18 protein-coding genes and 1 pseudogene are annotated in these 21,949 nt (G+C 58.8%); 17 read left to right on the top strand and 2 right to left on the bottom strand.

Going from position 1 to position 21,949, the window contains the following annotated elements; all coding sequences use genetic code 11:
- Positions 1-601: 601 nt before the first annotated feature.
- The 4 genes and pseudogenes from B0E48_RS10155 to B0E48_RS10140 all read left to right on the top strand — a co-directional run.
- Positions 602-781 (top strand): annotated as a pseudogene (locus tag B0E48_RS10155) (integrase core domain-containing protein); the annotation flags it as partial.
- A gap of 44 nt (positions 782-825) precedes the next feature.
- Positions 826-1,596 carry a hypothetical protein gene (locus tag B0E48_RS10150; protein ID WP_077517996.1) on the top strand — a complete coding sequence of 257 codons (771 nt, stop codon included), beginning with the start codon at positions 826-828 and terminating at the stop codon, positions 1,594-1,596.
- Positions 1,597-1,710: 114 nt separating this feature from the next.
- Positions 1,711-2,106 (top strand): hypothetical protein, encoded by a 396-nt coding sequence (locus tag B0E48_RS10145; protein ID WP_077517995.1) that lies wholly within the window; start codon positions 1,711-1,713, stop codon positions 2,104-2,106.
- A gap of 159 nt (positions 2,107-2,265) precedes the next feature.
- A complete protein-coding gene (locus tag B0E48_RS10140; RefSeq protein WP_168170341.1) occupies positions 2,266-3,027 on the top strand; it encodes a DUF4440 domain-containing protein in 762 nt (253 codons plus the stop codon).
- A 173-nt stretch (positions 3,028-3,200) separates the two neighbouring features.
- On the opposite strand, the gene B0E48_RS10135 is transcribed toward B0E48_RS10140, so the two are convergent.
- Positions 3,201-4,139, bottom strand: coding sequence for a TetR/AcrR family transcriptional regulator C-terminal domain-containing protein (locus B0E48_RS10135; protein ID WP_077517993.1), 939 nt, complete (start codon positions 4,137-4,139; stop codon positions 3,201-3,203).
- 165 nt (positions 4,140-4,304) lie between these two features.
- Between B0E48_RS10135 and B0E48_RS10130 the strand changes: the two genes are divergently transcribed.
- The 5 genes from B0E48_RS10130 (at position 4,305) to B0E48_RS10110 (ending at position 10,082) form a co-directional block, all read left to right on the top strand.
- Positions 4,305-4,808 carry a hypothetical protein gene (locus tag B0E48_RS10130; protein ID WP_077517992.1) on the top strand — a complete coding sequence of 168 codons (504 nt, stop codon included), beginning with the start codon at positions 4,305-4,307 and terminating at the stop codon, positions 4,806-4,808.
- Between the two features lie 90 nt (positions 4,809-4,898).
- Complete coding sequence (locus B0E48_RS10125) at positions 4,899-5,711, top strand: alpha/beta hydrolase (protein ID WP_077517991.1); 813 nt, start codon at positions 4,899-4,901, stop codon at positions 5,709-5,711.
- Between the two features lie 114 nt (positions 5,712-5,825).
- Positions 5,826-6,935 carry an FAD-dependent monooxygenase gene (locus B0E48_RS10120; protein ID WP_077517990.1) on the top strand — a complete coding sequence of 370 codons (1,110 nt, stop codon included), beginning with the start codon at positions 5,826-5,828 and terminating at the stop codon, positions 6,933-6,935.
- Between the two features lie 154 nt (positions 6,936-7,089).
- Positions 7,090-8,952 carry an aspartyl protease family protein gene (locus B0E48_RS10115; protein WP_168170340.1) on the top strand — a complete coding sequence of 621 codons (1,863 nt, stop codon included), beginning with the start codon at positions 7,090-7,092 and terminating at the stop codon, positions 8,950-8,952.
- A 107-nt stretch (positions 8,953-9,059) separates the two neighbouring features.
- On the top strand, positions 9,060-10,082 hold the full coding sequence (locus B0E48_RS10110; RefSeq protein ID WP_077517988.1) for an alpha/beta hydrolase: 1,023 nt from the start codon (positions 9,060-9,062) through the stop codon (positions 10,080-10,082).
- 432 nt (positions 10,083-10,514) lie between these two features.
- Here B0E48_RS10110 and B0E48_RS10105 read toward each other — a convergent pair whose 3' ends face one another.
- Positions 10,515-11,333, bottom strand: a complete 819-nt coding sequence (locus tag B0E48_RS10105; RefSeq protein ID WP_077517987.1) for an alpha/beta hydrolase — start codon at positions 11,331-11,333, stop codon at positions 10,515-10,517.
- Between the two features lie 658 nt (positions 11,334-11,991).
- Here B0E48_RS10105 and B0E48_RS10100 point away from each other — a divergent pair.
- The 8 genes from B0E48_RS10100 (at position 11,992) to B0E48_RS10065 (ending at position 21,942) form a co-directional block, all read left to right on the top strand.
- Entirely contained in the window at positions 11,992-12,588 is a 597-nt protein-coding gene (locus B0E48_RS10100; RefSeq protein ID WP_256363548.1) for a response regulator transcription factor, read from the top strand.
- 400 nt (positions 12,589-12,988) lie between these two features.
- Positions 12,989-15,979, top strand: coding sequence for a sensor histidine kinase (locus B0E48_RS10095; protein WP_168170339.1), 2,991 nt, complete (start codon positions 12,989-12,991; stop codon positions 15,977-15,979).
- Between the two features lie 522 nt (positions 15,980-16,501).
- Entirely contained in the window at positions 16,502-16,774 is a 273-nt protein-coding gene (locus B0E48_RS17780; protein ID WP_077517984.1) for a hypothetical protein, read from the top strand.
- 567 nt (positions 16,775-17,341) lie between these two features.
- Entirely contained in the window at positions 17,342-17,902 is a 561-nt protein-coding gene (locus B0E48_RS10085) for a sigma-70 family RNA polymerase sigma factor (RefSeq protein WP_077517983.1), read from the top strand.
- Positions 17,899-18,681: an anti-sigma factor gene (locus B0E48_RS10080; RefSeq protein ID WP_077517982.1), complete on the top strand. Its 783-nt coding sequence runs from the start codon at positions 17,899-17,901 to the stop codon at positions 18,679-18,681. Before B0E48_RS10085 ends, B0E48_RS10080 begins: the two co-directional genes overlap by 4 nt.
- 169 nt (positions 18,682-18,850) lie before the next feature.
- A complete protein-coding gene (locus B0E48_RS10075; protein ID WP_077517981.1) occupies positions 18,851-19,855 on the top strand; it encodes a fatty acid desaturase in 1,005 nt (334 codons plus the stop codon).
- 3 nt (positions 19,856-19,858) lie between these two features.
- A complete protein-coding gene (locus B0E48_RS10070; protein ID WP_077517980.1) occupies positions 19,859-21,157 on the top strand; it encodes an FAD-dependent oxidoreductase in 1,299 nt (432 codons plus the stop codon).
- Positions 21,154-21,942, top strand: a complete 789-nt coding sequence (locus B0E48_RS10065) for a DUF1365 domain-containing protein (RefSeq protein WP_077517979.1) — start codon at positions 21,154-21,156, stop codon at positions 21,940-21,942. Before B0E48_RS10070 ends, B0E48_RS10065 begins: the two co-directional genes overlap by 4 nt.
- The last annotated feature ends 7 nt before the right edge of the window (positions 21,943-21,949 follow it).

The raw sequence follows: 21,949 nt of genomic DNA, 5'->3' as shown, positions 1-21,949 counted from the left end.
TTTGAAAAACGCTTTGAGCCCTTCGTCAGTTGCTTTGACGTAGTTAAATTCTGACGGCGAACAAGCAAAAAAACTCCTGCTCACAAGTATCTCAGTGACGAGAATCATCGACTAGCCCACCATAACAACCGTTACTGTGCCGGCGATTCACCCTTAAGTAGTACCGCCAAGTCTGGCTGGCTAGCTGTTCCGATTGACGTTAACGTTCACGGTGCCGAAGTTGGCATCGGTGCTGGACACCGTCCATGCGCGCCACTCACGAATTGCAATGGCCCACCTCTTTTGAAGGAAGAGCTCATCGAACTGCGAATCTAGTCTGAAGACGTTTCGCGGGCACACATCATTGTGATAACGCGCTCGGGCGGGCCAAATTGACCTGGAACGCAAGTACGCACATGGCAACACCGGGCGTCAGTTTCACCTTGACCCACAGCAGTGTTTCCGCAGGTATGGGCCGTGCGATCTTCTCGCTGGTGTCGAGGTCGCAAAGGATTCCCTCACTCGTGGATTTGTTTGAGGGGATTGCTGGAGTCAACAGGGCAGGGCGATTAGCCGCTGTTATCGCGGGTAGGGGGCGATCGTTTCCGATCCGGCGCTATGCGCGGATGTCGAACGCTACAACCGAACCGTGCGTTACGCTTGGCTTGCACGAACCCTATTCGACTCGATCGAGCAAGCCCAGGACCTGGCCACCCGCTGGCTATGGACTTACAACCACGAGCGCCCGAACATGGCGCTCGGTGGCATCACGCCGATGCAGAAATTGGCGCTCGCCGCCTAGCTCCACTTTTGCTGTCAGTTAAAAGTGGGGGATTACCGTGGCAAGTGATCGGGGCGAGCGCCATCGCGCTCCTCGGCGGCGCAGGCTATCTCTTGCAATCGCCCTACCTCCACCTCATACCACCGCTCGTCATCACGTCGGTTCTGGCGGTCGATATCGAGCTGTTTTGCGTCGCGGTATGGTTTGCGCGCTTCGTGCAGCACCGGGCATCACCGCTCCTCACGCTGCTTGCGTTTCCGGCTTGCTGGACAGCCTTCGAGTTCATGATTGAACTGCAGTCCCCGAACAGCACTTACGGATCGCTCGCCTACAGCACGATGTCAGCGCCCGTCCTGATCCAGAGCGCATCGCTCTTGGGGATGTACGCCATTACGTTCCTGATCTGCCTCTTTGCCAATACCCTCGCCATGGCGCTACGGCTCAAACGAAACACGGCAGCAGCCGGCCTCGGGCTGACGATCTGTGCGGCCAATTTGGTGTTCGGTATCGTGCGGCTCGCGCACCCACAGCCCGACGTGCTGCGGGTGGCGGGAATCGTCGACAAGACGGCCGTAGCGGATTCCTGGCGGGCGAAGACCGTATCCGCCGACCTCGCGGTGACCGAAACCTATGCGCGCGAGATTCGTGCAGCCGCTCGGGAAGGCGCCAGATTCGTGGTTACGCCGGAAGGCGGCATGGCATCGACTCCTGCCGGACAGAGCACGATCGTTGCGCCGCTCGTTGCCGCCGCCAGGGATACGGGTGTGCAGATCTATTGCCGGCTTCCACTCCGAGACGCCGGCCGCCGACTTCGCGCTTGCGATCACGCCCGATAGCAGGATTCAGCGCTACGACAAGCGCCATCCGGTGCCGGGCCTCGAGGACGATTTCACGCCGGGTCATTTCCCGGGCTGGTTGGGCGATGGCGTGCCGAGGAGATCTGCAAGGACATGGATTTCCCCGACACCATTCGTTCCGATGCCACCAAGGGCGTCCGCCTGATGGGCGTGCCCGCGGGCGACATGGGGATCGATGGCTGGCAGCACGGAATCATGTCCGTGATGCGCGGCGTTGAAGGCGGATTTTCGATCGTGCGGGCTGCCCATGACGGCCTGGTGTTCGCCAGCGACGCGCAAGGGAGTCTGGCCGCCCTCAAGAAGGATGCGCCTACGGGCCTGACTATGATCGTCGCCGACCTGCCGCTGGGATCCGGGCCAACGCTCTATACGCGGATCGGCAACACATTCCCGTGGCTCTGCGGGATCTTCGCTCTCGCGCTTGGCGCGGGGCTGCCGGCCTGGCGGCGGCTGCGAAGCGCCACCCTGATGACGAGCGTTGAAAATTGACCGGAAAGGCGCGGTCCTGCGCACTGAAGATTGACCAGGGAATTCCAAACTGGTCGCCGGCGAAGATGGGAGGCGGCTGGCGCTTTGCAGTCTCTGACTCCTATGTTCCTTTTTGATTGCATGACTTCCTGCACGCGGCGATTCTGGAAGGATCCGCCTATGCTTCGTCGCATGACAACCGGAGATGCAACGATGCGCCACGGCTGCTTGCAAGGGCTCATGCTGATGACGGCACTTGCCGCGACAGGTGCTACGCACGCCACAGATACCGACATCGTCACGATCACGCGTTTATCGCAGGCATTTTCCGACGCCTCGGCCAGTGGCAATGCAAAAGCGCTCGACAACTTGCTCGACGCCAATGTGGTGTTCATGGGCGAGGACGGGACGCTGTCCAATAAGCGCGACATCGTGGGAGGCGCGGCGCCACCGCCGCAAGGTGTCAGCAACACGCTAGTGCAATCGGATTTCCATGTCGCGCTGCACGGCAACGTTGCGGTGACGAGCTTCACAGACAATGCCATCTTCGTTACCTATGGACAGACGGCTCACGACAGCTTCCGTTCGACCGAAGTCTGGCTGAAGGAACACGACAGTTGGAAGATGATTTCCAGCCAGACGGTCGAAGTACCGGTCGAACCCTCGCAAGTCCATTTGCCGGCGGGTGAACTCGGCCAGTACGTCGGCGTGTATCAGCTCGCGGCCGGGCATATCATGAGGATTGAACGGCAGGCCGATGGCCTGGTTATCATCGGCCGCGACAACAAGCCACTCCCATTGTTGGCGGAAACGCGCGACGTGATGTTCAAAAAGGGATTGCCGCGCGTGCGGTTTGTCTTCGAGCGCGATGCCAAGGGGCGAATCACCGGACTTGACGTCCGTCGGGCAGGGCACGACGTGCAGCATTTCGCGCGCAGCTGAGTGCTTCGATCATCCAAACGGTCCGAGAGCTACTCGTACACGGGAATGTCGCCAGGGCCCAAATCCATACGCAAGAGCCCAATCGTAAAGCCAGCGGCGTGCTCAGCCTAGCGCCGTTTGCTGTCACGACAAGTCCGCCCGTTATGCCTGCCTGACGCCTTCTCCCTTAGCCTTCATCTATCGCCGATCATCACCACAAAGCCATCGAGCAGTGTCTTGAGACCAAACTCAAAGAGTTCATCGAGACGAAGCTCGTAACCGGGATCAAGATTGCCGATCAAGGCGGCGAAAGCAGGATAACGGCCCGATGCAACGAGGTTCGCAAGCGACGTTGCCTGTGCATCCATCCAGGCGTCGTCGGACAGACCGGTGGCCGCTTCCTCTTGCGTCTTGCGTTCCAGGTGAATGGCAATGCCGTGCACATAGCTGTAGAGCAGTACGTGCAAGTGCATGACGGTGGCTGGATCAAGCCGACATGGGGCCAGCGCATCAAACACGATCTCGGCGTGCACCATCAGATTGGGTAGCAGCAACGGACGGGTCAACGCATTGACATGCGCCAGCCAGGGATGCCTGGTGTACAGATCCCATAGCGTGCGCGCACTGAGTGTCAACTGTTCTCGCCAGTTCATCGCCATCTTCGGCGGCGGCGGTATTTCGCCGTAGGCCGCATCTGTCATCAAGAGAATCAGAGATTCCTTGCTGTCCACGAATCGATACGGCGACATGGCGGCCACACCCAATTGCGCCGCAACACCACGCATGGACATGGCGCTCAGCCCTTCGCGGTCGGCGATCTCTATCGCCGTGTGAATGACGCGCTCTCGCGTAAGGTCACGATCTGAAGAAACGTGCGGACCGGGACGGCGCTGCGGCTGCGTGGTTTTTGCCGTTGCAGCTGCCACCGTGCCACTGCGCGCGCGCACGACGACCAGCCCCTCATGGCGCAGAACGGTCAGTGCCTTCGCGGCTGTGGCTAGTGCCACGTTCCATTCGCGTGCGAGCTCCCGGATTGACGGTAGCCGGTCACCCGGCCGCAGCTCGCCGTTGGCCATACGCAGCTTGAGTGCCGCAACGATGCGCAAGTACGGAGGTTGGTCGATCGCGGACATGTCACTTACCCATTGAACTGATCTAGTACAGATGCGTCACCAATCTTAGATCTGTTCCAGCCTTTTTGACATATTTATCGTCAATAGAGACGAAAGGTAAGCTTTCTGTACACCGTATATTTCATTACGCGACGACGGTATCCGCCTGAGTGAGGGAGACACACCATGAACAATGAAATTCGCGGATGGCCAAGGACATCGCCCTTACGCTTCATCGGCATCGGCAGCATCGTTGCGGGGGTCATCGATCTCGCCTACGCCATCGCTTTCAACAGCCGTACCGGCGTTCCAGCCATCGTGATTCCACAATCAGTTGCCAGCGGCCTTCTCGGCATCGACGCATTTCGTGATGGCTGGGCAGCGGCAGCACTTGGCGTGGCGCTCCATTTCGGCATCCTCTTCGTGGCTGCAGGCAGCTACTTTCTCGCGAGTCGAAAGTTAGAGGTCTTGGTTATGCGACCGAAGACGTGTGGTGCACTTTTCGGCGTGGCCATTTATCTCTTCATGCACGCGATCGTTCTTCCGTTGTCAGCCGCTCCAAAGTTCAAGGTTACGCCCGCATCGGTAGTCGGCGACCTCATCGTCCATATCGTCTTGATTGGCCCGATTATCGCCTTGGCGGTCCAACGGTTCTATGTGGGGCGTCTACCCGGCACAACTCAAGTATGAAGCCATCGCCCTTGCGCATTCCGATCGCCCGAATAGTTCCACTCGCGCGTACGGCTTCAGAAGTTTTCGACTTTCCAGACGGAGCGTTTCATGGTTGAGCGGGAATTTATCGAAACATCGAATGGTCATGCATTGTTCGTCCGTGACTGGGGTTCCGGGCCGCCTATTGTGCTCTTGGCTGGCTGGGCCATGCCCTCGGATTTGTGGGGGCCAGTGATGGTCATGCTGGGCGATCGGGGTTTCAGAACCATCGCTTATGACCGACGTGGTCATGGGCGATCAAGCGACCCTGGCGTGGTGAACTACGACTGTCTCGCGGACGATCTCGCAGCCGTTCTGGAGGCACGCGATCTCCGGGACTGCATGGTTGTGGCGCATTCGGGTGCAGCCGGCGAAGTGATCCGCTATGTCACGAGGCACGGGTCGGCCAGGCTTGATCGCATCGTACTTGTGGGAGCGCAGGGACCATGCCTGCTGCAAAGCGTCGACAATCCGGATGGCATCCCGCGGGAGGGTTTTGAAGCGCTGTTGCAGCAGCTGAAGGAAGACTTGCCGGGCTGGATCGAGAACAATGTTGAGGCTTTCGTACCCGGAGCCTCGAAGGGAACTCGCACCTGGGTGAGCGAGATGATCCTTGGCTGCTCTCGACGGACCGCGATTGATCTGCAACGCACGATCGCCGAGGCCGACCTGCGTCTAGAAACGCAAGAGCTGGACCTGCCGGTCACCATTATTCACGGCGACCTCGATGCATCGTGCCCCATCGACATGACAGGGCGGCGTTACGCGAAGCTCATCGCGGAGGCCCATTACATCGAGTACGAGGGTGCCGCGCACGGTCTCATGCTGACGCACGCGAAGCGCCTCGCTGACGATATCGCCATGCAATTTACGCAAGGGTAGCGAGTTTTGAGCGGTCGACAAGCCGGATGCTCTATCGGTATCACCGATCAGAGGCCCCATGCTTTGACCTGTCTCGTTTTCTACATGAATGCGCAACGCATCACAGGGTCTTGGATGAAGAAAGTGCTGATTTCCGGAGCCGGCGTCGCTGGCTCTGCGCTGGCCTATTGGCTGCATCGCCACGGCTTTGCGACTACCGTGGTCGAGCAATCACCGACGCGGCGACTCGGTGGACAAGCCGTCGATATACGTGGCGTCGCGCTTGAGGTCGTGGATCGCATGGGCCTCGGTCAGGAGATCAAGCAGGTGCGCACACGGATGCGCGGCATGACCGTATTCGATCGCGATGGCAACGAGGTCAGTCGTTCGACCGAAGCTACCTACAGTAGCGGTCGCCTCGACAGCGGTGATGTGGAACTGCTGCGCGAAGACCTTGCACAACTGCTCCATGAGCGCACCAGTGGCGATGTTCGATATCTGTTTGGCGACTCCATTGCCGCCATCGGCGAAGAGGCCGATGGCCTCTACGTCACTTTTGAGCACGCGTCACCGTGCATGTTTGATCTGGTGATCGGCGCCGACGGTTTGCACTCCCAAGTGCGGGCACTCACCTTTGGAAGCGAAAAGCAATTTCTGGCTCCGCTTGGCATGCAAATAGCCATCTTCGGTACCGACAACTTCCTGGCGCTCGACAATTGGCAGATCTGGCTGCATGGCGGCGATGCCGGCTATGGCATCTATCCCGTACGGAACAACCGCGAATTGAGAATCACGCTGGGCTTCCCCGCTGATGGCGGGGACGATGATTATCGCAATGTCGATCAGCAAAAGCTTCGCGCCGCCGAACGGCTTGCACATCTGCGCTGGAAGACGCCGACCCTCCTCGAAGCGATGTGGGAGTCCAAGGATTTCTACACAGATGCCATGGCACAAATTCACATGCCATGCTGGTCGAAGGGGCGAGTTGGATTGTTGGGCGATGCGGCCTTTTGCACCTCGCCGTTATCGGGGCAAGGTACCAGCCTGGCGTTAGTGGCCGCGTATGTCATGGCGAACGAACTTGCCAAGACGCGAGGCGACCACCATGCGGCGTTCGTTCGCTACGAGGAGCGCGTGCGTCCCTTTGCACTACTCAATCAGGCACTCGTCACCGAGCATCCCGGCCAACCTGTGCCGGCGGAAGCGATCGATGCGGTGAAGAACGCCATTTCAATCGATGACTAGAGCTTGATCCTTTCCGGGAAAAGTAATTTCTCCCGTCGCTTCATGAGCCTGTAAAACATCGAACAAACCGATCATCCCGAAGTTCCATCGGAGCTATTTCACTCTAAGCAGCGGCCTCGGTCCGATCCGGCATCATTCCTCCTACGAGATGGTTATGCGCTTCAAATACCTGCATTTCGCCATTGGCCCAATCTTTGGGCTGACCGTGGTCGCAAATTCTTCAGCGGCGCCACAAGTCAAGGATCCCCAAGCCATCTTTGACGCCATGAAAAAGGCGAGTGGTGGTTCTCGATGGGACGCTATCGGGGAGCTCGACTTCACGGCCGACATCAGCGAGGGAGGCTTGACGGGACACCGCACCTTCAGCGAGGACTTGCATGCCGGCCGTAACAGGGAGCTTTATGACCTCGGTGGAACATCTGGAGGTGATGGTTACGATGGCCATGACGGCTGGTTCATGGATGAAAAAGGTATCGTTTCTGTTCGCGAATCAGAGCAAGCCAGGCGCGAAACAGCGACCGAGTCCTATATCGCTCGCAATGGTTGGTTTGGACCATCAACGACAGATCCGGCGATCAAGCGCTATCTGGGCGAGCAACACGAAGCCGGACGCACCTACGCGGTGGTGCGTGTAACTCCACGTGGAGGCAATTCATTCGATACGTGGGTCGATATCGATAGTCACCTGCTGAATCGTGTCATTCAACAGACCGATACCGGCCAGACAGAGACGACCCGGTATTTGGACTACAAGCCCGTGGCGGGCTTGCTTCTGCCCTACACGGAACAAGCTAGCGACGGCAACAGCCAGTACGACACCTTGGCGCATATCCTGAAAATCGCGACCTTGGCGAAGGCTGACGATAAGCACTTCGTAATGCCGTCTTCTTCAGTGCACGACACGCATATCGACGGTGATGCCACGTTCGCCAAAGTTCCGTTCGAATCCTACGGTGGCGAGATCTTGGTCGACGTATCAATCAACGGCGCGAAACCGATGCCGTTCCTCCTGGACAGCGGTGGGCTGAACCTTCTCACGCCAGGGACGGCACAAAAACTAGGAGTTGTCGGTGAAGGAAGGCAGGCGGTACAGGGTGTTGGCGACACGGAGCAGTCGATGAAAAGCGCCCGGGTAAAGAGCTATCGCCTGGGAGCGGTGACACTCGAAGATCAGCGCTTCCTGATTCTTGACCTCCCTAGGATTTTGACCGATCGCGGCGAACGTGCGCCGATTGCCGGCATCATCGGCTACGAATTACTGCGTCGTTTCGTTACGCGCATCGACTACGACAAGAAAGAGTTGACCTTCGTTCCGAATGAAACTTTTCAGTACACAGGTAATGGAGTCCGACTACCTCTTCAGTTTGATGACCGTACTCCGCTGGTTGAGGCAAGTGTCGATAAGGTGTCCGGAACCTTCGCGCTCGATACAGGCGACATGGGCGACCTGACTGTCTTCAGGCCTTTTGCGAAAGCGCACGACATTTCGCTGCAAGGCGCCATTTTCAACGGTCGTGCCAAAGGGGTTGCTGGCGAAGCGGCGTTGACGGTTGGTCGACTTAGCAGCTGGTCCCTGGGACCCTATACCCTGAACAATCCAACGGCTTCATTGGGTGCATCAAAGATCGGTGAATTTGCCTCGAAAGTACTTGCTGGCAATATCGGTCATGGAGTGCTGTCAAAATTTGTACTCACTTTTGACTACGCGCACAGGCAGATATACGTCGAGAAAAGCAAGACCTTCAACGTCATCGAACGACACGGGCATTCGGGCATTAACTTCGATCGTCAACGCCATGATCGGTTGATCGTCACCGGGGTCGAACCCAAATCGCCTGCGGCAGCTTCAGGATTACACGTGGGAGATCAGGTCACCGCGATCAATGGTGTGCCCATTGCCCGCATGGGCTTGGATGATATTAAAAAAGTTACGACGCAACCCGCAGGGGCGCCTATTCAACTTAGCGTTCTACGCGAAAACATCGCTCGCGAGGCGACGCTGATTTTGATCGACTAGCAGATAGCACACCTGGGGACCGGTTTGTCTGCAGGTCTCAATGGATGGGTAGGCGCCACTTCTTGTAAGTGTCCGCGTTAACGGGGGTAACCCCTAGGAGATGTGTCTTGAACCGGAAGCTCTTGGAAAAGTCTCGTATAGCTCTGCTGGCCATATTAGTTGGCACTTCGCCTCTCGCTGGTGCAGCCGGTGTCATCGTTCCCCAACGTATCCCGGATACGTATGCAAAGGCGGCAACGTTGGTAACCGTAGCGCATGGGCGTCAGCTCAATCTGCGCTGCACAGGCAGCGGTCCGCACACAGTGATGCTGGAAGCAGGCTCACACGCGGATTCGATGACCTGGTTCAAATTGCAACCCCTACTGTCATCGATCACCGAAGTGTGCTCGTACGACCGTGCTGGCTATGGGTTCAGCAGTGAAGGACCACAGCCTCGAAACCTCGACGCAGATGTTTCAGACCTGCATGATTTGATTCGTGCTGCGGGGATCAAGACGCCAGTTGTCCTTGTGGGCCATTCACTAGGCAGCAATATCGTGCGCCAATATGCGGAACGCTACACCACCGACGTAAGCGGCATGGTACTAATTGATCCGCCCGAACAAAATGTGGCTGCGTTTGCGCCGGAATGGGCAAAGAGTGACAAGGCATTGAATGCCCAGCGATTCGCCTTGATCCGGCAATGCGAGACAAGCGCCGAGAAGGGTACGCTGGTATCACCACCGGCACTCAAGGCATGCGGAGTTGGTCCCAACCCTTTGGCCAGCGCAAAGCTAAACGATGTGATACTTGCCAAGAAATCGAGACCTGGCTTCTGGCGTACGCTGTTATCCGAGCTGAAGGACAACGCCGTGGTGTTCAGCAAGCCGGTGTCGCCGAAGGAAACACATGGCTCGATACCTCTCATCGTACTGACTGCTGCCAATACTTACGCTGGAGTTCCTGCCAGCGTTCGCAAAGCCCTCGAAGCCGCTCGAGAAAAGACTCAGGCGCAGATCGTCGCCACTTCAACGCGCGGAGAGCGTTTGTTCGTGGACAACGCCTCTCACGATATCCAGCTGGATCAGCCAGAAGTCGTTGCGGAAGCCATCACAAAAGTTCTGCAACAGACAACTATGCCCGACAGGTAGTCGTTAATCTTTGCGACATGACTCACGGCGAAATTGGTGAACCTCCGCCGCCGATTTCGAACTCAGGGCAGGGCGATTAGCATCCCTTATCGTCGGTACCGGTCAGGAAACGGTGGAAACCGCTGTGCGAGCGCTGGCGGGTGATTAGGAAAGGTTATCGAGGGTAGGGCGGGCGTCTGCTTCCGACCGAGGCTGTGTGAAAACGCAAATGTGCGTTCGAGGTTGATCAAGAATCAGGGCGCGTAGATTCAATTCTGAAGCTCTGACGTTCGGTAGTTTGTCCAGAATTCGCGTAGCAGGCACATGCTTGATGCTTGAGGGCAGCTCTGCGCTTTCACACAGCCGGGACCCTAAGCGGACACGTAGGTTGAGTGGCACACCCGTGGAGCGTGCCACTCGAATTGCCTAGTTCTGGTTCGGGCTGGCGTCCCGTCAGGATTTGATGAACTCGAGAAGGTCGGGATTGAGGACGTCCGCGTGCGTAGTCAGCATGCCATGCGGGAAGCCGGGGTATGCCTTCAACTTACCGTTCGCGAGCAGGTCGACCACGCGCGGCACCGAACTGGCGAACGGGACGATCTGGTCGTCTTCGCCATGCATGACCAGGACCGGCACACTGATCTTCTTCAGATCTTCGGTGTAGTCCTCCAGCCAGGAGGAGACGGTCTCGTAGTGGGCTTGGGCGCTACCGGCCATGCCCTGGCGCCACCAGTTCGCGATCACCGCCTCAGATGGCTTGGCGCCCGGACGGTTGAATCCATAGAACGGACCCTCCGGGACTGCCCGGTAAAACTCCGACCGGTTTCCAATCACCCCTGACTTAACCGCGTCGAACCACTCCCGCGACTGACCGGCTGGGTTCGCGTCGGTTTTCACCATGTTCGGCGTCAACGAGGCCACCAGCACTGCCTTGGCGACCCGCTCCTGGTGGCGAGCAACATAGCGGGCCACCTCGCCGCCGCCGGTGGAGTGACCGATGTGGATCGCGTCGCGGATACCGAGGTGCTCGGTCAGTGCAGCGAGGTCGGCGACCCAGTGGTCCATGTCGTTGCCGATGCCGACTTGATCGGACCGACCGTGCCCGCGCCGGTCATGGGCGATCACCCGGTAGCCGCGGTGAAGGAAAAACGTCATCTGGGCGTCCCAGTCGTCGGCCGACAGGGGCCAGCCATGGCTGAAGACGATCGGCTGACCGGTCCCCCAGTCCTTGTAGAAGATCTTTACGCCGTCCGGAGTGTTGATCGTAGGCATCGCCGGTACCTCCTATAAGAGATTGATTTAAGTGTTGGTGCTCCGCGAGACATCGAGAGTGCTGCCAGCGGCTTCTTTCGACGTTTCGACGCGTCCGCCAGCGACCTCGATCTGGGGGTTGGCTCCATTCCCTGCACAGCGAAGCGGCGCCATGGCAGGTCGACAGTCCGATGCTGGATCATGCTTCCTAGTGGCGCTGAGCAAAGCAGGGTCGCTACGGCGGATCGGAGTATCACCTCAATCCAAGCCCAGGTGGAATCACCCGAAAGTGTCGTTTTTGCGGTTTAACGGCGGTCAGGGCAGATTTCCCTCGAAAGGGTGATGCGCGGAGACAGCAGCGCTTTTCGCCAAGAGTTCGCAGATCGAGTGATCATGAATGCCGCAGCAGGCGTGTGTGAGGCGGACCTGAGCTCCGCTTTGCTTATGAAGCCAATTGGATAAATAGCGAAGGACCAGCGGCGAGCAATGCGCCAGGCGCCCTGGTTGCCAAAGATAAGCATCGGAGCAAAATAGCTATTAATTTCACCCGGAAGGGTGATTGTTGAGCAGCCGATTTGCCTTCCAAATATCCGGTACAGCACTAGGCCGACAAGCCCTCCGCACCCATTTGCCGAATGGACGAGTATTGGACAGCGATAGCCCGATTCGGGTCCTAATCGTGGATGACCACCCGATGATGCGGGACGGGCTGCGTTCCACGATTGAACTTGAGAATGACATGAGCGTGATCGGAGAAGCCGTTGATGGTGCACAAGCCATGGAGATGTACGCAGCGCTACGTCCTGATGTCACACTGCTCGACCTGCAAATGCCCAACGTCGATGGGCTGCAGGCGCTTACAGCGATTCGGAAGTCACAGCCGAATGCGTCAGTCGTCGTCTTCACTATCTATCCAGGCGACGCGCGTGTCACGCAAGCTTTGACGCTGGGCGCGACCTCTTATCTCCTCAAGTCAGCCAGTAGCGAAGAAATCATAGGCGCCATTCGAGAAGCTGCTTCAGGTCGACAGGTCATCGCATCGGAAATCAGCTCCGAGCTTGCGAACTATCACGGATCAGCCGTCCTCACCGTCCGGGAATTGAATGTGCTGCGCCTCGCCAAGGAAGGAATGTCCAATCGCCTCATCGCGGAATCCCTCTTCATCGCTGAAGACACAGTGAAATCCCACATGAAGAGCATACTGGCCAAACTTGGCGCATCCGACCGTACCCACGCCGTGACCATCGCCGAGCGCCGCGGTTTCATCGATCCATAACCTGTCTGGTGGCATCCGCTGCCCTGGGTCGCAAGATCAGCGCACCTATTCCTAGGGCGCACTTGCCCAAAGTAGAGCCATGGCTGACGACTCGGTGGTGCGTATGCAGTCGATGACCGGGTCCAGGGTGCATCAACCCACATGCGTTCAACCCCACCTTGAGACCGGCCTTCTGCCTGGATTTCAGACGTAGCAAGATCGCGGCCGGCGTATGTCACTCGAAAGACATGGACAATCTGATGTACTGCCAGGTGCGGGCCACCCGAACTGCTTGGCGCATGGTCAATCTGTCATCCAACGCCGGTTGCTGGTTGAGCGAAGGATGGCGCGTCCAAGTGATTGCAAGACTAGAATATCGATGGGTTGTATGGACTGAATGTTTCAGCCGCGACGAAACCACATGACGCTTGCCATCCGCATTGCAGCTCTGGCTTTTTGCGCGTACGCGCTTGCACCCGCCCTTGTTCTCGCACAAAACAACGATGAACAGCTTGATGGCTTTACCCGGACCGTGTTCTCCCAACAGAACGGAGCGTTTGGCCACATATCCGGCATTGCTCAGACCACTGATGGCTGGATATGGCTGGCGGAGAGAAACCATCTCTATCGATTCGACGGTGTCGCACCGGAGTTGGTTGACATTTCGTCACCGGATGCCTCTGACATCGGTACGATCTTTTCGACAAATTCTGGTGACTTGTGGTTATCGTATGGGTCTGGCCGCACCATCGTATTGCCGGCTGGGGATGTCCATCAACCGCGGGCAGTGCCGAACAAGGATGCAGCGAAGCTGCTTGATTTCGAGGAAGACAAACTCGGGCGTATATGGTCGTTCTCCGACGACGCAGTTTATGAAACCATGGGTGATGAGTGGCATCGCATCGGAAAGGGCGTCGGCCTTGATGCTGATCACTTCTATTCGATCCGCCTGGATACCGATGGCACCCTTTGGGTTTTGAGTAACAAAGGAGTGTTTACTCTCGCGAAGGGGCGCGCGACATTCGAACACGCTGAGTTCAGTGCACCTTGGATCACCCCTCATGAAAACGACGCAGACAACCATTCCCTTCGCACTTACGGGAATGTCTACCTTAGCATCGTCATCGCGGTGTCCGGGAAGAAGGAAGCACCTAGCTATTCCGGGTCGCACTTTCGGGCGTTGCGCGACACAAGCGATGGCTTCTGGGTAATGAGTTCTGTTATCGGTATACGGCGAGCTTCGTCACCGAATCCCAAGGTGCTTTTCGCACTCGGTGAGTCTCTCGAAAAGGAAACAAGCCTCGATCCTTCCGTCTGGACAAAGATGTCATCCTCCAGCGGAGGCATAGGTTTTGAAGATCGCCAGGGTAACGTCTGGGTGCAGACGCGAACAGGCCTGGAACTGTTTCGACCGAATGTTGCGACTCGTCTGAAGCTGGCCGCTGGCGACTATGCATACGCGATGCTGCCGGACCGTGATGGATCGATCTGGTTTGGGACGGCTCAATCCGCGCACCCGTATCGATGGTGGCACGTTGCCTCGACGATCACGCCGGCACAAGGCTACGACCTCGATACCACCGCGGCCTATCGCGATGTCGACGATAGCGTTCTACTTGGTACGGGCGGTGGTCTTCTGCGTCGTTTCCACGACGGAAAATTTGAATCCATCAGCCCGCTACCTCCTGGCTCTGACCAGGGAGATGATGTCATCGCCATGGCACGGGACGGCCAAGGCAAGCTTTGGGTTTCCATTCTTCGCCACCCCATTGCACGGCTTGAGAGCGGCGGGTGGCTTGTCAAAGGCGGATTTGACCAACTTCCCGACAAGGGCAACAGGCGCGCTGTAACCGATGCACGCGGAAGATTGTGGCTTAGCTATCCGCATGAAGTATTCGTCATCGATGGCCCGCATCTGACGCGCTACTCAAGGGATGAAGGAATGGATATCACCAACGTGGGTGACATCATCCCTGACGGCATTACGTTGTTGGGAGGGGCCGACGGATTGGCCGCGTTTGATGGCCGTCAATTTCATCGCATCCTGGCGCTTGACTCATCCGTCCTTGCCAATATCAATGGCATGGCGCGGCTCAGGGACGGGTCGGTTTGGCTGTACGGCCAAAAGGGTGTACTGCGCATCGGTGCTGGGGAGATAGAGCGTGCTTTAAAAGATCCCCAGTACAAGATCGCGATACGGATCTTCGACGATCGCAATGGCGTGCCTGGCGCGGCTCAGAGCTCCTATCCCAATCCTTCGCTTGTCCAGGGAACCGATGGACGCTTATGGCTTGCCGGCGATGGCGGCCTCGCATGGATGGACCCGGAAAAGCTCCCGCCCGACCAAGACCCTAAAGTCGTGATTCGGTCAATCACGGTCAGTGGTAAGTCCTATCGTCCAGATTCGGTGCCCGCCCTGGCACCTGGCACGCGCGATATCCAGATCGACTATACGGCCCTTGGCTTGAGTGACGCGACACGATCCCACTTCCGTTATGAGCTAATCGGCGTCGACAAAGACTGGCAGGATGTCGGTGGTCGCAGGCAGGCGTTCTACACCAATCTTGGTCCCGGTTCCTACGAGTTTCGTGTCGAAGCGATCAATGAGGACAATACTTGGACTGACGCCGCTGATGATGTCCGTTTTGCCATCGATCCCAAGTTCTATCAAACCACATGGTTCTTCGCTTTGTGCGCCGCGATTGTCGCTGCGCTGATGTGGATGGGTTATCTCTATCGTCTGCGGCAGGTGACCCAAGGCTTGATGCGCCGACTGGAAGAACGTCATGCGGAGCGTGACCGCATCGCACGGGAGTTGCATGACACCTATCTGCAGACGATTCATGGCCTTGTTCTCAAGATGCACGCCGTCAGTCGAGAGCTGCCGGACGGAAATCCAAAGAAAAGAATTCTAAGTGCGCTGGAACTTGCGCGCGTGGCTCTGGCTGAGGGACGTGGCCGCGTTTATGCGCTGAGGGCCGGTCCGATGAATGACATGGATTTGGCTGTCGCTTTCAGGGCGATCGCACAGGAGTTCGAGAGCGACGCATTGCCAGACTTCAGTGTGGCATCGACCGGCACCAGTAAGGCAGTCGACCCATTGGTAATCGATGAGCTCTATGCAAGCGGTCGAGAGGCCATTGTCAACGCGTTCAATCACGCCTCCGCAACAACCGTTTGTGTTGATCTTCGCTACGACAAGAGTGGCGTCTGTGTCGAGATCACCGACGATGGCAAGGGCATAAATTTACAAGTCGTCCAAGACAGAGGCGTTCTAGGTCACTGGGGACTTCGCGGTATGTACGAACGCATGGAGCGCATTGGAGGAATGTGCAAAATCGAAGGCAATACTGCTACTGGGACCAAAGTGACTCTGATTGTGCCGCGGCGGCAGGCGTACACGCGGCACTGATTAGTTTTTTACGGGGATTCCGAGCGAGTGGATATGTCCGGATTCGGCCCAGGCTGTGTGAAAACGCAGAGCTGCCCTCAAGCATGTGCCTGCTACGCGAATTCTGGACAAACTACCGAACGTCAGAGCTTCAGAATTGAATCTACGCGCCCTGATTTGAGCAATTCTTGATCAACCTCGAACGCACATTTGCGTTTTCACACAGCCTCGGCCGATTCCGGACTTAGGGCGGGGCGATTAGCCCGTGTTATCGGGGGGTCGGATCTGCAACGTCGGTAGAAGTTTACCCGATCTGGGATCAGACTGACTCTGGCCATTCCGTGATCGCGACGTTGTCCCCGACGCATGATGCGACGGGGTGGACGAAGCCTTCGAGGCGCACAAAAGCAGCGTGGCGGCCGAGCGCGAGGCTCAAGTGGCGCACGTTCGGGCGGTGGAGGATCGCGCGCACGCGGAAATCGATCGGGCCCGGGAAGAAACCAAAACCCTCCAAGCAGCGCTGCGGCAGAAGGAGCGGGAAATGTGGTGGCCGCTTCGCGGCTGGAAACGGCCGAGGTGTCGGCCCGCGCCGCCGAGCGCTTGGCCACCGAACACGGTACGCGCGCTAAAGCCTTGGAACAGCAGTTGGCCCGGATGGATGGTCTTCCGGCGGCGTTACTGACCGCCCAGCACGCATTGAAGGCCAGTACGCAACGGGAAGTCGCGCTCCAAGCCAAGTTGGATGGCACCACCGCGGCCGCGAAGATTAAGCCGACGGCCAAGAAAAGAAAACCGCGCACATCGGGGCTGAGTTAAGCTTCACGATTCAATGGAGGCGCTCCAACAGGTAGTGTCTGAACGGCCGCTGCGGCCGCTCCTGCGGCGTGCTCGAGTTCCTCGGGCGTCAGACAACGGCGAGCTCGCCAGCGGCTTTAATATTCCGAATGAGCTGGTTTTATTAGTTTAATATCGACGACTTGAAGGTACCCGACCAGCTTAGACGCGGTTTGCAAACCTCATAGCACCCGGCAAAGACGTCGACATCAAGGTCGAGCCGCGGCGCAAAGGTCTGGAGAACTACTTGAGACATTCCTCAGTGCTTAGGTTTTTCTGCCTACGCTTTCGGCTGCAGATATTTGACTGTGCCATTTGCCGAGAATTTCTGCCGTGGAGGTAGAGGTTTCTCTGCCGAGAACAGCATTCAGCGGTGCTTGGCAGGCTTGGACAGCCCATCCTTGATTTCGCATAATGTATATTATGTAAAATAACTGATGTGGCACCACATAGCTCTCCAAACAGCAGTGGCCGGACTTTCATCCCGCCATGCTTGTCTTCATGCTATGAAAAGTACCCGCAACTTCATGACTGCTGGATGGTTTGCCCATGAGTGTCACCAGCCCCGCCGAACGTGACGAGCTGAACCGGCTGTTGATACAGACTGGTCGCAACGACCAGAAGGCCTTTGCCGAACTCTACAAGCGCACCTCATCCAAGTTGTTTGGCGTGTGCCTGCGCATGTTGCGTGACCGCGGCGAGGCTGAGGAAGTACTGCAGGAAACCTACACTACGGTGTGGCGCCGCGCTGCCGGGTTCGATGCGGCGAAGGCCAGCGCGATCACCTGGCTGGTCACGCTGTCACGCAACAAGGCGATCGATCGCCTGCGCCAGCACCGCGAGGAACTGCTGGACGACCCGTCCCGGCTGGAAGAAGCCGTCGACGAACAGCCCACGCCGGCGGTCGATGCAGAGACCAGCCAGGAATACCGTCGGCTCGAGCGTTGCCTGGATGAACTGGAGCCACAACAGCGAACATCCGTGCGTGAAGCCTTTTTCACCGGAGCTACGTATAACGAATTAGCGACACGCTGCAAGGTGCCGCTCGGAACCATGAAAAGCTGGATCCGTCGCAGTCTGATGCAACTTCGCACGTGCCTCGACCAATGAACACAGTAGCCGACGACGGCAACAATAATCTGCGCTACGCCGAGTACGTGCTGGGCGTGCTTGATGCTGATGCGCGCGCCGCGGTAGCCCATGAAATCGAGACCACGGGTGAGGCCGCAACGGCTGTTGCCCTGTGGCAGCGTCGTTTGATGCCGCTGGCTGACACCATCGACGAGGTCACCCCTGCTCCGTATGTATGGGCACGGATCCACGATGCCCTGCAGTTGGATGCGCCGGCCAAGGTCCAGCCACGCAAGGGTCTGTGGGACAACCTGCAGCTGTGGCACTGGCTCGGCATCGGCGCCAGCGTCGTGGCTGCCGCCCTGCTGGTTGTGGTATCCCTGCCCCGCTTGGCGCCTACGCCGTCTGTTGTAAACGCCGGTTACATGGCATCGACGATCCAGCAGGACAACGGCTCCACCGGCTGGACTGCCACCATGGATCTGCAGCACGCGCGGATGGTCGTGGTGCCGGCGACGCCAGTGGCCTTCGCACAAGGTCATGCGCCTGAGCTGTGGCTGATTCCGGCCGGCGGCAAGCCCATCTCCGTGGGCATGATCGCGCGCGACAAACCCACCACGTTGGCTCTCGACCCCGCTTTGCTCGCGCGACTCGGGCCGACCGCTGCGCTTGCTGTCTCGGTGGAGCCGCTGGGTGGCTCACCGACTGGTCAACCCACGGGTGCGGTCATCGCCAAGGGGGCTATCACTGGCGCACCCGATACTGGGAGCAAGGTGGCGGCCATCTACGTCCAGGACGCGGAACGTACATCTAGCTGATCGGACTGTCGCCGTCTCCCGCATGACCTTCGCGCCGGCCCTGTGCCGGCGCGATCTTTATGTGGCCGCTGGCACCCAATTACCGGGTTGCCAGCCGATACCGGTACGCATGCATCCATATGCTTCGCCGGCCCGTACCTATCAATGACACGCTGATAGGCACACCCTCATGGCACTCTCCAAACCGATCCTGATACCGATCCCTCACGGGGCGGAGTCATCGACGCTCGCCGAAGATACTCCGGATACGCGGGGATCATGGCTGGGGCGGAGCCTACGCCGCTGGGTCGATACCGCTACCAGTGACGAGCTCGACGAGGCAACCGCCGATCGCATCGACTGGTTGCGGGCCGCACCGTTCGTCGCGATGCATCTGGCCTGCTTGTGCGTGTTCTGGGTCGGTGTCTCGCCGATCGCGCTGATCGTCGCCGGAACACTCTACGTCGTGCGCATGTTTGCGCTGACCGGGTTCTATCACCGCTACTTTTCGCATCGCACATTCCAGACCTCACGCGCCGTGCAATTCGTGTTCGCGCTGATCGGCGCCTCCTGCGTGCAGCGCGGGCCGCTGTGGTGGGCAGCGCATCACCGCAACCATCATCGCAACGCCGACACCACGCGCGACCCGCATTCGCCGGGCGTGTGGGGCTTCCTGTGGAGTCACGTCGGATGGTTCCTCACCCCGCGCAACTTCCGCACCGACCTGTCACGGGTACCGGATCTGGCGAAATATCCGGAACTGCGCTGGCTGGACCGTTATGACATCGCGATCCCGGTCGTGCTTGCGGTCTGCCTGTATGCACTGGGTGTACTGCTGCAGCATGTCGCGCCGCAGCTGGGCACCACGGGTGGACAGATGTTGATCTGGGGTTTCTTCGTCTCGACCATCGTGCTGTTCCACGCCACCGTCACGATCAACTCGCTGGCACACCGCTTCGGGAAGCGCCGCTTCGATACCAAGGACGACAGCCGCAACAATGTGTGGCTGGCGTTGCTCACCTTCGGCGAAGGCTGGCACAACAATCACCACTTCTTCCCCGGTTCGAGCCGGCAGGGTTTCCATTGGTGGGAAGTCGACCTGACCTGGTACGGGCTGAAGCTGATGTCCGCGCTCGGCCTAGTGCGTGGGCTGAAGCCGGTACCCGCGTGGGTCCTGACCAAGGCAAGGAGCTGAGCCATGCGCATCGCCGTGGTTGGATCAGGTATCGCAGGACTCGCATCGGCATGGCTGCTGTCGCGCCGGCACGATGTGACGCTGTTCGAGGCCAACAGCTATTTCGGCGGCCACACGCATACACATGACGTGGTGCAGCACGGTCGCAATTACCGCATCGACAGCGGCTTCATCGTGCACAACCCGAGCCATTACCCGTTGCTGACCCGGATGTTCAATCAGCTGGGCGTGGAGTCGCAGCCCACCACGATGAGCTTCTCGGTGCACAACGAAGCCAGCGGGCTGGAATACAACGCGGCCACGCTGGATACGCTGTTCTGCCAGCGTCGCAACCTGTGCTCGCCACGCTTCATCGGCATGGTGCGCGACCTGACACGCTTCTATCGGGAGGCACCGGCGCTGCTGGATTCGCCGGGAGAAGGTCCGACGCTGGGCGACTATCTCACCGAGCGCGGATACGGTTCGGCCTTTCGCGACGAGCATCTGGTACCGATGGCTTCGGCGCTGTGGTCGTCACCGGCCACACAGATCCTCGGCTTCCCTGCCCGCTACCTGGTGCAGTTCATGACCAACCACCAGATGCTGCAGGTCAGTGACCGCCCGCAATGGCGGGTGGTACGCGGGGGTTCGTCGAGCTATGTGCAGGCGCTGCGTGCGCATTGGCCGGTACGTGAACGGCTGGATTGCGCGGTACGCTCGATCCGCCGCCATGCCGATGGGGCCGTGGTGGAGAGTGCTGCCGGTGTCGAGCACTTCGACCAGCTGGTGCTGGCCTGCCACAGCGACCAGGCACTCGCGTTGCTGAGCGATGCGAACGAACGCGAGCAATCCATACTTGGCGCGATGCCTTACCAGGCGAACGACACTGTGCTGCATACCGACGCCAGCATGCTGCCGGTGCGTCGCAAGGCATGGGCAGCGTGGAACGCATGGTTGCCGCGTGATCCCAACGAAGCATGCACCGTCAGCTACTGCATGAACCTGCTGCAGGGTATCGAATCGCCGGAGCCCTTCGTGGTCACGCTCAACCGCACTGCGGCGATCGATCCGGACAAGGTGCTGGCCCGCATGCAGTATCACCACCCGGTTTACAGCCACGCTTCGGTAGCCGCGCAGATGCGCAAGGCCGAGATCCAGGGGCAACGACGCACCTGGTTTGCCGGTGCTTACTGGGGCTGGGGTTTCCACGAGGATGGCATGCACAGCGCGGTCGAAGTCGCCGAAGCACTCGGCGTGCGCTGGCCGGTGGGAGCGGCATCCCTGCATCTGGTGAAGCCACGTGGACAGGAGATGGCGGCATGAACGCCGAAGCAGCCCTTGCGACTGTGCCACTACTGGCGAGTGCCGTCTACGAAGGCGTGGTGCGCCATCGTCGCCTCGTGCCACACCCGCATGTCTTCGATTACAAGATGGCCCAGCTCTACCTGGATCTGGACGAAGTCGATCGCGTGTTCAAGCAACGCTGGCTGTGGTCCAGCGAACACGGCAACGTCGCACAATTTCGTCGCAAGGATTACCTCGGGCCGGTGGAACTGTCGCTGGCCGAAGCCGTGCGCCAACGCGTCGAGCAGGCCACTGGTCATCGGCCGGTCGGACCGATCCGCCTGCTGACCCATCTGCGTTACTTCGGCTATGTGTTCAACCCGGTCAGCTTCTACTACTGCTACGCCGAGGACGGCGTGACCCTGGTCTGCATCGTGGCCGAAATCACCAACATGCCATGGCACGAACGCCATGCCTATGTGCTGCCGGTCGATACCGCACAGATGCACGGCCGTGCCATGCACTGGAGCTTTCCCAAGACCTTCCACGTATCGCCCTTCATGCCGATGGCGCGCGAGTACGACTGGCGCTTCACCGCGCCGGCTGACGACCTGCATGTGCACATGGACGTGCTGCGCGACGGTCAGCGCGAGTTCGACGCCACCCTCACCCTGCAGCGGCAACCCATGACCAGCGCTTCGCTCGCCCGCGTGCTGTGGCGCTATCCGCTGATGACCGCCCAGATCGTCGGCGCCATCCACTGGCAGGCGCTGCGACTGTGGCTGAAACGCAATCCTGTCCACGACCATCCGCAACCGCTTTGAGGCCCGC

The sequence above is a fragment of the Rhodanobacter sp. C03 genome (assembly GCF_002001175.1).
Taxonomy (GTDB): domain Bacteria; phylum Pseudomonadota; class Gammaproteobacteria; order Xanthomonadales; family Rhodanobacteraceae; genus Rhodanobacter.
This window is presented reverse-complemented; position numbering and strand designations above follow the sequence as displayed.

Coding starts and splice junctions, on each gene's coding strand:
- B0E48_RS10075 (WP_077517981.1), top strand. CDS start 18,851: ATGGCACTCTCCAAACCGATCCTGATACCGATCCCTCACGGGGCGGAG.
- B0E48_RS10135 (WP_077517993.1), bottom strand. CDS start 4,139: ATGTCCGCGATCGACCAACCTCCGTACTTGCGCATCGTTGCGGCACTC.
- B0E48_RS10070 (WP_077517980.1), top strand. CDS start 19,859: ATGCGCATCGCCGTGGTTGGATCAGGTATCGCAGGACTCGCATCGGCA.
- B0E48_RS10140 (WP_168170341.1), top strand. CDS start 2,266: ATGCTTCGTCGCATGACAACCGGAGATGCAACGATGCGCCACGGCTGC.
- B0E48_RS10125 (WP_077517991.1), top strand. CDS start 4,899: ATGGTTGAGCGGGAATTTATCGAAACATCGAATGGTCATGCATTGTTC.
- B0E48_RS10095 (WP_168170339.1), top strand. CDS start 12,989: ATGACGCTTGCCATCCGCATTGCAGCTCTGGCTTTTTGCGCGTACGCG.
- B0E48_RS10120 (WP_077517990.1), top strand. CDS start 5,826: ATGAAGAAAGTGCTGATTTCCGGAGCCGGCGTCGCTGGCTCTGCGCTG.
- B0E48_RS10105 (WP_077517987.1), bottom strand. CDS start 11,333: ATGCCTACGATCAACACTCCGGACGGCGTAAAGATCTTCTACAAGGAC.
- B0E48_RS10085 (WP_077517983.1), top strand. CDS start 17,342: ATGAGTGTCACCAGCCCCGCCGAACGTGACGAGCTGAACCGGCTGTTG.
- B0E48_RS10145 (WP_077517995.1), top strand. CDS start 1,711: ATGGATTTCCCCGACACCATTCGTTCCGATGCCACCAAGGGCGTCCGC.
- B0E48_RS10080 (WP_077517982.1), top strand. CDS start 17,899: ATGAACACAGTAGCCGACGACGGCAACAATAATCTGCGCTACGCCGAG.
- B0E48_RS10065 (WP_077517979.1), top strand. CDS start 21,154: ATGAACGCCGAAGCAGCCCTTGCGACTGTGCCACTACTGGCGAGTGCC.
- B0E48_RS10130 (WP_077517992.1), top strand. CDS start 4,305: ATGAACAATGAAATTCGCGGATGGCCAAGGACATCGCCCTTACGCTTC.
- B0E48_RS10115 (WP_168170340.1), top strand. CDS start 7,090: ATGCGCTTCAAATACCTGCATTTCGCCATTGGCCCAATCTTTGGGCTG.